Raw genomic sequence first — 12,979 nt, 5'->3', positions numbered from 1 at the left:
GACCGCTTCGCGGCCGAGCGGGAGCAAGCTCCCTCGCCACAATACCGGCGAATCAGTTCCAGCCGGCGCGGTCCATCAGGCGAATGGCTTCAGCCTGACGCAGGCCAGCCACTTCAACCGGCAGGGTGTCCGGTTTAAACGTGCCCCAGGCCTCGACTTCCGCGGACGGTTTCACCGCCGGGTTGGCCGGGAACTCCTGGTTAGCGTCGGCGAAGATCTTTTGCGCTTCAGGTGTGGTCATCCATTCCACCAGGGCCTTGGCGGCTTCCGGGTGCGGAGCGTGCTTGGTCAGGCCAATGCCCGACAGGTTCACGTGTACGCCACGGTCGGCCTGGTTCGGCCAGAACAGCTTGACCGGCAGATCCGGCTTCTGCTGATGCAGACGGCCGTAGTAGTAAGTGTTGACGATACCGACGTCGCATTGCCCGGCGCTGATCGCTTGCAGTACGGCGATGTCGTCAGAGAACACGTCAGTGGACAGGTTGCGCACCCAACCCTTGAGGATCTCTTCGGTTTTTTCCGCGCCGTGGGTTTCAATCAGGGTCGCGGTCAACGACTGGTTATAGACCTTCTTCGCGGTACGCAGGCACAGCCGGCCTTCCCACTGCTTGTCGGCCAACGCTTCGTAAGTGCTCAGGTCCGAGGGTTTTACCCGGTCGGTGGAATAGGCGATGGTCCGCGCCCGCAGGCTCAGACCGGTCCAGGCGTGAGACGCGGCGCGGTATTGCTGCGGGATGTTGGTGTCGATCACCTTGGAGGTGAACGGCTGCAGGATGCCCATTTGCTCGGCCTGCCAAAGGTTGCCGGCATCGACGGTCAGCAGCAGGTCGGCGGTGGCGTTTTCGCCTTCGGCCTTGATGCGCTGCATCAGCGGCGCTTCCTTGTCGGTGATGAACTTCACCTTTACGCCGGTTTTTTGGGTGTAGGCATCGAAGACCGGTTTGATCAGCTCGTCGATACGCGAGGAGTAGACCACCACCTCGTCGGCGGCCTGGGCAGTGGTGCCGATCAGGGTCAGGGCGAGGGCTGTCAGTAGACGCTTCGGTGCCAACATGGGAGCGGTCTCTCGAAATCAAAAATGAGTCGAAATGATAAGGACTCACATTTAGCTTCTCAACCGATCCCGCCCTGGAGGAGTTACCAGATGTTGCACCACCGGGGATTGCACTCCAATGTGGGGGAGCCTGCTCGTGATGAGGCCATCAGCCTCACAAAGGACTTCAGGCCTTGGCCAATGCCGGCAGATCCCCGATCAATCCAAGCGCTTCGCGCACAAACAACGCCTTGGCTTCGGGCATCTGGTCGACCATTTTCAACCCGGTATTACGCAACCAGCGCAGTGGCAACGGATCGGCCTGGAACAAACGCTCAAAGCCTTCCATCGCTGCCATCAACGCCAGGTTGTGCGGCATGCGCCGACGCTCGTAGCGGCTGAGGACTTTCACGTCCGCCAGGCGCTCGCCACGGCTGGCCGCCTGCAGCAGCACTTCAGCCAACACTGCGGCATCGAGGAAACCGAGGTTGACGCCCTGCCCGGCCAACGGGTGAATGGTGTGAGCGGCATCGCCGATCAGCGCCAGCCCCTCAGCCACATAACGCTTGGCATGGCGCTGACGCAACGGCACGCAAAGTCGCGGGTCGGCGCTCAGCACCTTGCCCAAACGCCCTTCGAAGGCGCGCTCCAGCTCACGGCAGAAACCTTCGTCATCCAGCGCCATCAGGCGTTCGGCTTCGCTCGGGGTGGTCGACCAGACGATCGAGCACCAGTCCTGCTGGCCATCCCGCTCCAAGGGCAGGAAGGCCAGCGGGCCGTAATCGGTAAAACGCTGCCAGGCGGTCATCTGATGCGGCAGCGAGCTGCGAACACTGGTGACGATGGCGTGATGCAGATAATCCCACTCGCGGGTCGCGACACCCGCAAGACGACGCACCGCCGAGTTGGCGCCGTCCGCCGCGATCACCAGCGGTGCACGTAGCGTGCGACCATCGGCCAGGGTCAGCAGCCAATCGTCACCGGAACGGCGCATCTGCTCCAGGCGCGCATTGGCCAGCAGGCCCAGGTCGCAATCGTGCAGGCGATCGAGCAGTGCATCCTGCACCACGCGGTTTTCGACGATATGCCCCAGTGCCTCGGCGTGGACGCTGGTGGCCGAGAAATGAATCTGCCCGGTGCCGCTGCCGTCCCAGACGTGCATGTCGGTATAAGGGCTGCTACGCCGGCTGACGACACCGTCCCACACGCCCAGACGCTCGAGGATCCGCTGACTGGCGGCCGACAAGGCGCTCACTCGAGGCTCGAATGCCGACTGCACATCGAAGGGTTTGACGCTCATGGGGCTGCCGTCGAGCAGCAGGACTTCCAGCCCGCTGTTCTGTAACGCCAGCGCCAACGCGCTCCCGACCATTCCGGCCCCGACAATCAGCAGATCTGCGCGCATTTCCATGCTTTAAGCCTGTCTCGCTTGCGGCGTGAGCCGCACGTAAAGGGTTTTATCGACCACGCTGCCAGCGCCGTCCTGAGTATCGAAACACCGGGGTAACCACTCAACCATCGGAGCGTGTTCCCAACCCCATGGCTTGCCGGGCGAACCAACGTTTGGCCGGCGGCAACAGATCGAGGCCCAACAGGCCGATGTTGCGGCCCAGCGAGACCAGCGGCTGGGTACTGCCGAACAACCGGGTGACCTGATCGGAGAAGCCCACCGTGAGGTTCTGATCCAGGCGCTGGCGTTCGCGGTAAGCCTGCAAGGTGGCGAAGTCGCCCGGTGCACTCGGGCTGGCAAGCAGCGCCTCGGCCAGGGCCTGGGCGTCGCGCAACGACAGGTTGAAGCCCTGACCGGCGATCGGGTGCAGGCTATGGGCCGCGTTGCCCAGCACGGCCAGATGCGGACGTACCTGCTCTTCGGCCTCGATCAACGACAACGGGTATAGATTCCGCGCCCCCACCTGCTTGAGCGTGCCGAGGCGATAGCCAAACACACCCTGCAACTCGCTGAGAAAGCTGCGCTCATCGAGTGCCGCCAGACGCTGCGCGTCCATGCCCAAGCGAGTCCAGACCAGCGCGCAGCGGTTTTCCGGCAGCGGCAGCAAGGCCATCGGACCATCATCGGTAAAGCGCTCGAACGCCATGCCGTTGTGGGCTTCGCTGGGGGTAATGTTGGCGATCAATGCACTTTGGTTGTATGGACGCTTTTTGACGCCGATCCCCAGTTGCTCGCGCAAGCCCGAACGGCCGCCATCGGCCAGCACCGCGAGCTCGCACTCCAGAGTGGTTTCATCGTTGAGGGTCAAGCGGTAGCCGTCTTCCAGCGGTTCCATGCGCGTGACTTCGGCCGGGCAGCGCCAACTGATCACCTCCTTGTCCAGACCCTGCCAGAGGCATTGGCCCAGCCAGGCATTTTCCACCACGTAGCCCAGGGCCGGAACACCCTCTTCCATGGCCGACAGTCGCGCGGTGGAGAAGCGCCCCCGGTCGGAAACATGGATCTGTTTGATCGGCTCGGCGCGGCGGGAGATTTCCTGCCACACGCCCAACCGCTGATAAATTTGCCGAGCACCGAAAGACAGCGCCGAAGAGCGCGCGTCGTAGCTTGGCTGGTAGCCGTCGCCGGGGGCAAACGGTTCGATCAGCACGATCTTCCAGCCACGGGCACGGGCACCGGCCTGCAAGGCCAACGCCAGGCTGGCGCCCACCAGACCGCCACCAATGATTGCCAGGTTGACTCGGTTCATGCCGCCTGAGTCCGTGCAGCGGCCATCAAGGCCTCGATCTCGGCGACCGTTCTCGGCACGCCGTTGGTCAGGATTTCACAGCCCTGTTTGGTTACCACCACGTCATCCTCGATGCGCACGCCAATGCCGCGCCATTTCTTCGCCACGTTCAGATTGTCCGGGGCAATGTAGATGCCCGGCTCGACGGTCAGCGCCATGCCGACTTCCAGCACCCGCCATTCTCCGCCGATCTTGTACTCGCCGACGTCATGCACATCCATCCCCAGCCAATGGCCGGCGCGGTGCATGTAAAACGCCTTGTAGGCTTCGCTGGCGATCAACTCATCGACATCGCCCTGCAACAAACCGAGCTTCACCAGGCCGGCGGTAATCACTTGAACCGTCGCCTCGTGCGCCTGGTTCCAGTGCTTGTTGGGGGCGATCTGGGCAAACGCAGCGGCTTGCGCTTCCAGCACCAACTCGTAGATCGCTTTCTGTTCCGGCGAATACTTGCCGTTGACCGGCCAGGTGCGGGTGATGTCGCTGGCGTAACAGTCGATCTCGCAACCGGCATCGATCAGCACCAGATCGCCGTCCTTGAGCAGTGCGTCATTCTGCTGGTAATGCAGGATGCAGCTATTGCGCCCGGCGGCGACGATCGAACCATAAGCCGGCATTTTCGCCCCGCCTTTGCGAAACTCGTAATCGAGCTCGGCTTCCAGGCTGAACTCATGCAAGCCGACACGGCTGGCCTGCATCGCACGAATGTGCGCCTGCGCCGAGATCCGTGCGGCTTCGCGCATCACCTTCACTTCTGCCGCCGATTTATACAGGCGCATGTCGTGCAGCAGATGATCCAGCGCAACGAATTCTTTCGGCGGCTGAGCGCCCAGGTTCGCCTTGGAGCGGATCACATTGATCCAGTCCATCAGGTGACGGTCGAACTCCGGATTGCTGCCCATGGCCGAATACACCCGGTCACGGCCTTCGATCAGGCCCGGCAGGATGTCGTCGATGTCGGTGATCGGAAAGGCATCGTCGGCGCCGAAATCACGGATCGCACCTTCCTGCCCGGCACGCAGGCCGTCCCACAGTTCGCGTTCAGCGTTGCGTTCACGGCAGAACAGGATGTATTCGCCATGCTCACGACCGGGTATCAGCACGATGACGGCCTGGGGCTCGGGGAAACCGCTGAGGTACTGGAAGTCGCTGTCCTGTCGGTAAACGTGCTCGACGTCGCGATTGCGGATCGCCACGGCAGCGGCCGGCAGGATTGCGATGCTGTTGGGTTCCATCTGCGCCATCAACGCCTTGCGGCGGCGGGTGTATTCCGATTTAGGGATATGAATCATGGGCAGATGGAAGTCCCTTGCAAACGATCAGTGCAGAGAAGGTTTGGCAGCAGCGGCTTGCGCCGGTTTCTTGGTTTCGGTGAACAGCAGCAATGGCGCGACCCGCAGGTACTCCATGACTTCCATATAGTCACTTTCGCCGTCGTCGGACTCTTCCAGCGCGTCTTGCACCTGAGCGATAGCCGCGAGATCCTGCAGGACTTCGGTGGCTTCGGAGCTCAGCATGCTACTGTCACGGCAGTTCAGGCCGAAACCGCTGAGGAAGCCCTGACACCACTGACCCAGTGCGGCGGCACGTTCGGTCAGCGGCGCGTCGTCGGTCGGCAGCAGTAGAACGACCGTCATGTCGTCGCTGGTCAGCTCGCCCTTGACCATCTCTTGCAGGCCGATCAGGGCGTTGCGGACGTTGTCTTGTGGTTCGCCTTCGAGCAGTTCGGCGGCGTCGACCAGCCAGCCATCGGCTTCAAAACCAGCGCCGGCGCAACTGCGACCGAGCAACAGGCCGTGCAGTTCGGCAGGCGATACAGGATGGCCGCTGGTGCTCAGCAGGGTGGCGAAGGCTTGATACGGAGAATTCTGAATGGGCATGGGCAGCTAGGCGCCAGACGGCGCTATGTCTAGAATGAAGGCCTTGTATCCTACATCGACAGACTCGCCAAGACTATTAAAGGCTGCCAGTTACCCCCCATCAGACAAATCCCGTGGAACACGTATGGAAGACACCGACTTGCAAGCGCTGATGGCCAGACTCGAGCTGCTAATTACCCGAGTCGAGCAACTTAAGAGCCAGAACGGACTCTTATTAGCTCAGGAAAAGACCTGGCGCGAGGAACGCGCGCACCTCATTGAAAAAAACGAAATCGCCCGGCGTAAGGTCGAATCGATGATTTCGCGCCTCAAGGCCCTGGAGCAAGACTCATGAGTTCAAGCAATAGCGTTACCGTGCAGATCCTCGATAAAGAGTACTCGATCATTTGCCCCCAGGAAGAGCGCAGCAATCTGGTGAGCGCCGCCCGTTACCTGGACGGCAAAATGCGCGAAATCCGCAGCAGCGGCAAAGTGATCGGCGCCGATCGCATCGCCGTGATGGCCGCGCTGAACATCACCCACGATCTGTTGCATACGCGAGAACGTCCTGACGTACAGGCCAGTGGTTCGACCCGCGAGCAGGTGCGTGATCTGCTTGATCGGGTGGATCTGGTGCTCGCCACCGATCCGGATGTCAGCAAAGGCTGATTCCCGAGGGAGGTTGCGGTATACTCGCGCCACTCCCTGGGGTGCTTGCCAGTTGACGATGTCCCTGAGCCGATTCGCACTACCCTGGAAGTTGCACGTTGGGCTGGTGTGCATGTCCGCTAGACGGAAAGCCTTAAAGCCTACTGCATCTTCCACCTTGAACTTTCGGGTTCAAGGGCTAAGTCGACAGCGGTTCATCCGGGGAGCCTGATTCAAGCCGATGCCGGTTTTTTGCCGGCATCGGCTTTTTACGATGTCACCGCCCTGGTGCCCTCGACACTCGAACAGCCCATGACGATGACCGAACCTGCGCCGCTATCCCGCCCGCAACTTCGACGCATGCTGCGCCAGGCCCGTCGCGCACTGAGCAACAGTGAGCAACGCCAGGCCGCTCGCGGGCTATATCGGCAATTGGCGCAACATCCGCTGTTTCGCCGCGCCAAACACATCTCCCTGTACCTGCCTACCGACGGCGAAATCGATCCGCGCCTGCTGCTGCGCGCAGCTCAACGTCGGGGCAAGGCGACTTACCTGCCCGTCCTCAGCGCCTGGCCACGAACCAAGATGGTCTTTCAGCGCATTCGCCCCGGTGAAAAACTGCGACCCAACCGCTTTCGCATTCTCGAACCACGGGTCAACCAGGCTAAGCAACGCAAAGTCTGGGCACTGGATCTGGTGTTGTTGCCGCTGGTCGGCTTTGATGAACACGGCGGACGCCTGGGGATGGGGGGCGGCTTCTATGATCGCAGCCTGGCCTATCTGGCGCGCCGCAAGACCTGGCACAAGCCGACGCTACTGGGCCTGGCCCATGAATGTCAGAAAGTCGAAAAACTGGATCAAGCGAGCTGGGATGTACCGATGCAAGGAACGGTGACTGACAGGAAGTGGTATTTCGCGGGCTAGACTCGGACGCCACTGCCATCAGCGGCGTCGCTTGCAGCGGTATTAGCGCTTATGCGGCTTTAGAGGTTGTTGCTGTTGTTGCGCGACTTCGATCGGTGCATCAGTCTTGTTCGCCCACAGGCTTTGCGCATAACCCGTGGTTACGACGCCCAGGCCGAACACAATCACTAAAATCCACAGTAAATCCGGTTTGCGTTTCATCGATTGCCCCCCCTAAAGGCATGTCGCACACGATGACAGCAACGGCATCCAAAATAGGCCGTGCTTGCCGCGTCTCGCTTAAAAGTCCGGCATTCTGCGGTAACGTGAAGCGACACGCAAACGCTGGCGTCAACCGACCGTCGGTTTGTCATAAAATCGCCGGGCAACGTTCCTGACCACTGCTTTCGGAGCAAAAAAGATGGCCTACTGGCTTATGAAATCCGAGCCCGACGAGCTCTCGATCAAAGGCCTGGAGAAGCTCGGCGAAGCCCGCTGGGACGGCGTTCGCAACTATCAGGCACGCAATTTCCTGCGGGGCATGGCGGTCGGCGACGAGTTTTTCTTTTACCACTCCAGTTGCCCCGAACCGGGCATCGCCGGGATCGGACGAATCATCGAAGCAGCGTATCCGGACCCCACGGCGCTGGAACCCGAGAGTGTTTACTTCGACCCGAAGGCCACGCCTGAGAAAAATGCCTGGAGCGCGATCAGCGTCGCCCATGTCGAGACGTTCTCCAAGGTGTTGAAGCTCGATTACCTGAAACAGCAGACGGCACTGGCAGAGATGCCGCTGGTGCAGAAAGGCTCACGACTGTCGGTGATGCCGGTAACCGCCGAGCAATGGGCGGCGGTGCTCGACCTGCGCTAAATAATGCAGAACCGGCCGGTCACCTGGTCAATCGGGTTAGGCTTGGCCTTCAGTTGACGGACATCAAGTCGCCTCGGCGCTCGCCCGTTCAAACTAGGACGTTACCGTCGCAGGATGCCCGAATGTCAACGCACAGCCGCTCTTCGATTTTTTTCGCCAGTTCTCTGATCATTCTGCTGTTGGCCGCCGGGGGCTTTGGTTACTGGAAATCGATGCATGACCGCCTGCCTGAAGGCCTGTATGTCGGCAACGGGCGCCTCGAAGCCACCGAAGTGCAGATCGCCAGTAAAACGCCCGGGCGACTGGCCGAAGTACGCGTCAATGAAGGCGACAAGGTGAACAAGGGGCAATTGCTGGCGCGCATGGACACCCGCACCCTCGAAGCCCAGCGCAACCAGGCCGAGGCCGAAGTACTGCGCGCCCGGGAGAACCTTTCTGCCGCCCAGGCCAATGTGCAACTGCGCCAGAGCGAACTATTGCTCGCCCAACAGGAACTCAAACGCTCCCAGGAACTGTTCAGGCGCGGTTACGCCAGCGGCCAGATCATCGACCAACAACAGGCGCGCTTCGACACCGCCAATGCCGCCGTCGCTGCGGCCCGCGCCCAGGTTTCGGCCGTCGGGGCCGCCATTGGCGCGGCTCAGGCGCAGGTCGCCCAACTGACCAGCGAAATCGACGACAGCAGTTTGCGGGCGCCGATCGACGGCGTCATCCAGCTGCGCATGGCCGAGCCCGGCGAAGTGCTCGGTGCGGGCGGACGCGTATTAATGCTGATCGATCCGAACGATCAGTACATGAATCTTTACCTCTCAGCGTCCGTGACCGGGCGCCTGACCGTCGGCGATGAAGCCCGGATCCTGCTCGACGCCCTGCCCGGCCATCCACTGCCGGCAAAAATCAGTTTCGTGGCGGCCAAATCGCAGTTCACGCCCAAAGAGGTCGAAACGCGCGACGAGCGGCAAAAGCTGGTGTTCCGCGTCAAGCTGCGACTGACTGACCCGAGCGCCATGCCCCAGGCCAAACCGGGCATGCCCGGTGCCGGCTATGTGCGCACCGCCCCTGTTGACTGGCCGGCCAATCTGCAATGACCGGCCTGGCGCTGCGCACCACCGGCCTCCAGCACCGTTATGGCAAACAGCAGGCACTGACCGACATCGCATTCAGCCTGCCGGCCGGCACCCGCTGTGGGCTGATCGGCCCAGATGGCGCCGGCAAGTCGAGCCTGCTGGGGCTGATCGCCGGCGTGAAAACCCTGCAACAAGGCCAACTGGAGGTGCTCGGCGGCTCAATCCAGGATCGCCTTCATCGCAAGAGCCTCTACGCTCGTATTGCGTTCATGCCCCAGGGCCTGGGCGGCAATCTGTACCCCGAGCTGTCGATCCGCGAGAACATCCACTTTTTTGCCACCCTGTTCGGGCTCTCGAAAGCCGACTTCGAGCAGCGCATGCGTAGTCTGTTGCTGGCCACTGATCTGCTGGGTTTTGCCGATCGCCCTGCAGGCAAGCTGTCGGGCGGCATGAAACAGAAGCTCGGACTCTGTTGTGCGCTGATCCACGAGCCGGATTTGCTGATCCTCGACGAACCCACCACCGGCGTCGATCCCTTGTCACGACGGCGCTTCTGGGAGTTGATCGACGACGTGCGTCGCCAACGTCCGCAGCTGACGTTGCTGGTCGCCACCGCCTATATGGAAGAAGCCGAGCAATTCGAACACTGCCTGATGCTCGACGGCGGCAAGCTGATCGCTACCGGTATCACGCATGAACTGGTCGCCGTCACCGCCAGCGGAAAACTCGATGAAGCGTTCACCCATTTTCAAGGCCGCCGCGACCATGACAACCCACCATTGGTCATTGCACCCAGAACCCGCGCCAGCACCGACATCGCCATCGAAGCCCACGACCTGACCCTGCGCTTCGGTGATTTCACCGCGGTAGACAAGGTCAGCTTCGCCATCGGACGCGGGGAGATTTTCGGCTTCCTGGGCTCCAACGGCTGCGGCAAAACCACCACCATGAAAGTCCTCACCGGGCTGATACCGGCCAGCGAAGGCCGCGCCTCGCTGTTGGGTAATCCGGTGGATGCCAAGGACCTGGCCACCCGCAAACGGGTCGGTTTCATGTCTCAAAGCTTCTCGTTGTATGGCGAGCTCAGCGTGCGGCGGAACCTCGATTTGCATGCGCGACTGTTCGATTTGCCCAAAACCGACAGCGCCTGGCGCATCGACGAACTGATCCAGCGCTTCAACCTGGGCAGCGTCGCCGAACAGCAATCCGGTGCATTGCCGTTGGGCCTGCGCCAGCGTTTGTCGCTGGCGGTGGCGGTGCTGCATCGCCCGGAAGTGCTGATCCTCGACGAACCGACCTCCGGTGTTGACCCGGCAGCACGGGACGATTTCTGGCGTCTGCTGATCGAATTGTCGCGTGAGCAAGGCGTAACAATCTTTCTCTCGACCCACTTCATGAACGAAGCCCAGCGCTGCGACCGCATTTCGCTGATGCACGCTGGCAAGGTACTCGCCTGCGATACCCCGGCGGCACTGCAACAGCAATTCCAGGGGCAGACACTGGAAGCGGCATTTGTTACCTGCCTGGAACAAGCTCAAGGCCCCGCCGAGCCACCAACACCTGCCGCCCCCGCCGACGTGACGATCAAGCCTGTCATGCCGTTGACGGATCGCGGCTTCAGCCTCGGGCGACTGGTGGCGGTTGCCAGTCGCGAAGGCAAGGAATTGCTGCGGGACAAAGTACGGATGACCTTCGCCCTGCTGGGGGCGATTTTCATGATGGTGATCTTCGGCTACGGCATTTCCCTAGACGTGGAAAAACTCGCCTTCGCCGTCTACGACCAGGACCAGACGCCGCAAAGCCGAGCCTACCTGGAAGCTTTTCGCGGCTCTCGCTACTTCAGCGAGCAGCCGTCGATCCGCGATGCCGCAGAACTGCATCGCAGTCTTCAGCGCTCGGAAATCAAATTGGTGCTGGAGATCCCGCCAGGCTTTGGTCGCGACCTGTACGCCGGTCGCCAACCGACCGTGGCGGCCTGGCTCGATGGCGGCATGCCGTTTCGCGCCGAGACCAGTCGCAACTATGTGGAGGCCGTGCACCTGACCAACATTGAACGACTGGCCGAGCAGAGCAGCCCTGCGCTGAATCGACAGCCAGCCGCCAAACTGGAAACCCGTTTCCGCTACAACCAGGATGTGGTCAGCGTCAACGCCATCGGGCCCGGGGTGATGGCGCTGATCCTCGCGTTCATCCCGGCCATGCTCACCGCGCTGGGGATCGTGCGGGAGAAAGAGCTCGGCTCGATCACCAATTTCTACGCCACGCCCCTGACCCGCCTGGAGTTTTTGCTGGGTAAACAAGCGCCGTATCTGGTGTTGAGCCTGATCAACCTCGCGGTCCTGACAGCCATGAACCGCTGGCTCTTTGGCGTGCCATTCAAGGGCAGTGCGTTGACCCTGGCCTTCGGCGGATTGCTGTACGTGCTGGCAACCACCAGCATGGGCCTGCTTATTTCAGCGTTCACCCGGACCCAGATCGCCGCCATCCTCGGCACCATGATCATCACCAGTCTGCCGACCATCCAGTTTTCCGGACTGATCGTGCCGCGCTCATCCCTCGATGGCTCGGCAGCGGTCATGGGCATGCTGTTTCCGGCGGGCTACTTCCTCGATATCGCCGTTGGCACCTTCACCAAGGCGCTGGATATGCGGCAGTTATGGCCGCAATGCCTGGCGCTGTTCGGATTCTTTATCGGGTTCACCGGGCTCAGCCTGGTCATGCTGAAAAAGCAGGAGGCCTGATGCACAAGCTCGCGCACATACTGCGCCTTGGCCTCAAGGAAATGAGCAGCCTGCAGCATGACAGCGTCTTGCTGCTGTTCCTGCTCTATGCCTTTACGGTGGCGATCTATATGCCGGCCGCAGGCTCGGTGATCGGTGTGCATAACGCCAGCGTGGCCATCGTCGACGAAGATCACAGCAACCTGTCGCGACAACTGGCCCAGAGCCTGCAACCCCCGGAATTCCAGCGTCCGGTGTTGTTACCCTATGGGCAACTGGATCAGGTCATGGACAGCGGCCAGTACACCTTTGTCATCAACGTGCCAGCCAGTTTTCAGGCGGATATGTTGGCCGGGCGCCAGCCTGCGGTGCAGGTCAATGTCGATGCCACGGCCATGAGCCAGGCGTTCATGGGCGCGGGTTACATCGCACGGATTTTCCAGCGCGAACTGTTGAGCTACAACGACCAAAGCGACCCGACCGGCAAAGCCCCCGCCCTGCTGACCACCCGTTCGCTGTTCAATACCAATCTGGAAGGCGGCTGGTTCCTGGCGGTGATTCAGATCGTCAACAACATCACCATCCTCGCCATCATCTTGACTGGCACGGCACTGCTGCGTGAGCGCGAACATGGCACGCTCGACCACTTGCTGGTGCTGCCGCTGACAGCACTGGAAATCATGCTGGCGAAAATCTGGAGCAACATGCTGGTGGTGGTGCTGTGCACCTGGGCATCGCTGGAGGTGATCGTCAAAGGTGCGCTGGGAGTGCCGCTGGCGGGCTCCATGACGTTGTTTTTACTGGTGACCGCCGTGTATCTGTTCGCCAGCACGGCGCTGGGTATATTCCTCGCCACCCTGGCTCGTTCGACGCCCCAGTTCGGCCTGCTGGCCATTCCGGTGATTATTCCGATGCTGCTGCTGTCCGGCGGCAGCACACCGCTGGACAGCATGCCGCAATGGCTGCAATGGGTAATGCAGGGCTCGCCGTCGACGCACTTCGTCAGCCTCAGCGCCGCAATCCTGTTTCGCGACGCCGGGGTCAGCGTGGTCTGGCCGGACTTACTGGCGCTGAGCGCCATTGGCTTGCTGTTCTTTGCGATTGCGCTGAAGCGGTTTCGCAAAAGCCTGGCGTCCTGAA

The 12,979-nt window shown here is 61.4% G+C and carries 13 protein-coding genes and 1 other RNA gene; 8 read left to right on the top strand and 6 right to left on the bottom strand.

Annotated elements, in window-relative coordinates:
- Positions 1 to 52 precede the first annotated feature (52 nt).
- The 5 genes from HK44_RS23765 to HK44_RS23745 all read right to left on the bottom strand — a co-directional run bounded on the left by HK44_RS23765 (position 53) and on the right by HK44_RS23745 (position 5,651).
- Positions 53 to 1,054 (bottom strand): extracellular solute-binding protein, encoded by a 1,002-nt coding sequence (locus HK44_RS23765; RefSeq protein WP_019694176.1) that lies wholly within the window; start codon positions 1,052 to 1,054, stop codon positions 53 to 55.
- A gap of 166 nt (positions 1,055 to 1,220) precedes the next feature.
- Positions 1,221 to 2,438 carry a 2-octaprenyl-3-methyl-6-methoxy-1,4-benzoquinol hydroxylase gene (locus HK44_RS23760; protein WP_187682505.1) on the bottom strand — a complete coding sequence of 406 codons (1,218 nt, stop codon included), beginning with the start codon at positions 2,436 to 2,438 and terminating at the stop codon, positions 1,221 to 1,223.
- Positions 2,439 to 2,544: 106 nt separating this feature from the next.
- A complete protein-coding gene (gene ubiH, locus HK44_RS23755; RefSeq protein WP_019694178.1) occupies positions 2,545 to 3,732 on the bottom strand; it encodes a 2-octaprenyl-6-methoxyphenyl hydroxylase in 1,188 nt (395 codons plus the stop codon).
- Positions 3,729 to 5,063, bottom strand: a complete 1,335-nt coding sequence (gene pepP, locus HK44_RS23750) for a Xaa-Pro aminopeptidase (RefSeq protein WP_019694179.1) — start codon at positions 5,061 to 5,063, stop codon at positions 3,729 to 3,731. The genes ubiH and pepP overlap by 4 nt, the downstream gene beginning before the upstream one ends.
- Before the next feature lie 27 nt (positions 5,064 to 5,090).
- Complete coding sequence (locus HK44_RS23745; protein ID WP_019694180.1) at positions 5,091 to 5,651, bottom strand: YecA family protein; 561 nt, start codon at positions 5,649 to 5,651, stop codon at positions 5,091 to 5,093.
- Positions 5,652 to 5,775: 124 nt separating this feature from the next.
- Between HK44_RS23745 and HK44_RS23740 the strand changes: the two genes are divergently transcribed.
- From HK44_RS23740 to HK44_RS23725, 4 genes are all read left to right on the top strand, one after another.
- Positions 5,776 to 5,985, top strand: a complete 210-nt coding sequence (locus tag HK44_RS23740; RefSeq protein ID WP_007982902.1) for a TIGR02449 family protein — start codon at positions 5,776 to 5,778, stop codon at positions 5,983 to 5,985.
- The gene (locus tag HK44_RS23735; RefSeq protein WP_019694181.1) at positions 5,982 to 6,299 is read left to right on the top strand and encodes a cell division protein ZapA; all 318 of its coding nucleotides are present in this window, start codon (positions 5,982 to 5,984) and stop codon (positions 6,297 to 6,299) included. Before HK44_RS23740 ends, HK44_RS23735 begins: the two co-directional genes overlap by 4 nt.
- Before the next feature lie 30 nt (positions 6,300 to 6,329).
- Positions 6,330 to 6,508: non-coding RNA, 6S RNA (gene ssrS, locus HK44_RS23730), on the top strand.
- Between the two features lie 88 nt (positions 6,509 to 6,596).
- Positions 6,597 to 7,202, top strand: coding sequence for a 5-formyltetrahydrofolate cyclo-ligase (locus HK44_RS23725; protein WP_024265148.1), 606 nt, complete (start codon positions 6,597 to 6,599; stop codon positions 7,200 to 7,202).
- A gap of 42 nt (positions 7,203 to 7,244) precedes the next feature.
- On the opposite strand, the gene HK44_RS23720 is transcribed toward HK44_RS23725, so the two are convergent.
- Positions 7,245 to 7,403: a hypothetical protein gene (locus tag HK44_RS23720; protein WP_019694183.1), complete on the bottom strand. Its 159-nt coding sequence runs from the start codon at positions 7,401 to 7,403 to the stop codon at positions 7,245 to 7,247.
- A gap of 199 nt (positions 7,404 to 7,602) precedes the next feature.
- Between HK44_RS23720 and HK44_RS23715 the strand changes: the two genes are divergently transcribed.
- The 4 genes from HK44_RS23715 (at position 7,603) to HK44_RS23700 (ending at position 12,978) form a co-directional block, all read left to right on the top strand.
- Positions 7,603 to 8,052 carry an EVE domain-containing protein gene (locus tag HK44_RS23715; RefSeq protein WP_019694184.1) on the top strand — a complete coding sequence of 150 codons (450 nt, stop codon included), beginning with the start codon at positions 7,603 to 7,605 and terminating at the stop codon, positions 8,050 to 8,052.
- Positions 8,053 to 8,174: 122 nt separating this feature from the next.
- Positions 8,175 to 9,140: an HlyD family secretion protein gene (locus HK44_RS23710; protein WP_019694185.1), complete on the top strand. Its 966-nt coding sequence runs from the start codon at positions 8,175 to 8,177 to the stop codon at positions 9,138 to 9,140.
- Positions 9,137 to 11,860 carry a ribosome-associated ATPase/putative transporter RbbA gene (rbbA, locus tag HK44_RS23705; RefSeq protein ID WP_019694186.1) on the top strand — a complete coding sequence of 908 codons (2,724 nt, stop codon included), beginning with the start codon at positions 9,137 to 9,139 and terminating at the stop codon, positions 11,858 to 11,860. The genes HK44_RS23710 and rbbA overlap by 4 nt, the downstream gene beginning before the upstream one ends.
- On the top strand, positions 11,860 to 12,978 hold the full coding sequence (locus HK44_RS23700; protein WP_019694187.1) for an ABC transporter permease: 1,119 nt from the start codon (positions 11,860 to 11,862) through the stop codon (positions 12,976 to 12,978). Before rbbA ends, HK44_RS23700 begins: the two co-directional genes overlap by 1 nt.
- The last annotated feature ends 1 nt before the right edge of the window (position 12,979 follow it).

Origin of the sequence: Pseudomonas fluorescens HK44, from assembly GCF_000217955.3 — a bacterium.
Classification (GTDB): Bacteria; Pseudomonadota; Gammaproteobacteria; order Pseudomonadales; family Pseudomonadaceae; genus Aquipseudomonas; species Aquipseudomonas fluorescens_AQ.
The sequence above is the reverse complement of the archived record's forward strand: the minus strand, read 5'-3'. Positions and strand labels throughout refer to the sequence as shown.

Excerpts from the sequence above, each read along its gene's own strand:
- HK44_RS23765 (WP_019694176.1), bottom strand. The coding sequence starts at position 1,054 with ATGTTGGCACCGAAGCGTCTACTGACAGCCCTCGCCCTGACCCTGATC.
- HK44_RS23760 (WP_187682505.1), bottom strand. The coding sequence starts at position 2,438 with ATGCGCGCAGATCTGCTGATTGTCGGGGCCGGAATGGTCGGGAGCGCG.
- ubiH (WP_019694178.1), bottom strand. The coding sequence starts at position 3,732 with ATGAACCGAGTCAACCTGGCAATCATTGGTGGCGGTCTGGTGGGCGCC.
- pepP (WP_019694179.1), bottom strand. The coding sequence starts at position 5,063 with ATGATTCATATCCCTAAATCGGAATACACCCGCCGCCGCAAGGCGTTG.
- HK44_RS23745 (WP_019694180.1), bottom strand. The coding sequence starts at position 5,651 with ATGCCCATTCAGAATTCTCCGTATCAAGCCTTCGCCACCCTGCTGAGC.
- HK44_RS23740 (WP_007982902.1), top strand. The coding sequence starts at position 5,776 with ATGGAAGACACCGACTTGCAAGCGCTGATGGCCAGACTCGAGCTGCTA.
- HK44_RS23735 (WP_019694181.1), top strand. The coding sequence starts at position 5,982 with ATGAGTTCAAGCAATAGCGTTACCGTGCAGATCCTCGATAAAGAGTAC.
- HK44_RS23725 (WP_024265148.1), top strand. The coding sequence starts at position 6,597 with ATGACCGAACCTGCGCCGCTATCCCGCCCGCAACTTCGACGCATGCTG.
- HK44_RS23720 (WP_019694183.1), bottom strand. The coding sequence starts at position 7,403 with ATGAAACGCAAACCGGATTTACTGTGGATTTTAGTGATTGTGTTCGGC.
- HK44_RS23715 (WP_019694184.1), top strand. The coding sequence starts at position 7,603 with ATGGCCTACTGGCTTATGAAATCCGAGCCCGACGAGCTCTCGATCAAA.
- HK44_RS23710 (WP_019694185.1), top strand. The coding sequence starts at position 8,175 with ATGTCAACGCACAGCCGCTCTTCGATTTTTTTCGCCAGTTCTCTGATC.
- rbbA (WP_019694186.1), top strand. The coding sequence starts at position 9,137 with ATGACCGGCCTGGCGCTGCGCACCACCGGCCTCCAGCACCGTTATGGC.
- HK44_RS23700 (WP_019694187.1), top strand. The coding sequence starts at position 11,860 with ATGCACAAGCTCGCGCACATACTGCGCCTTGGCCTCAAGGAAATGAGC.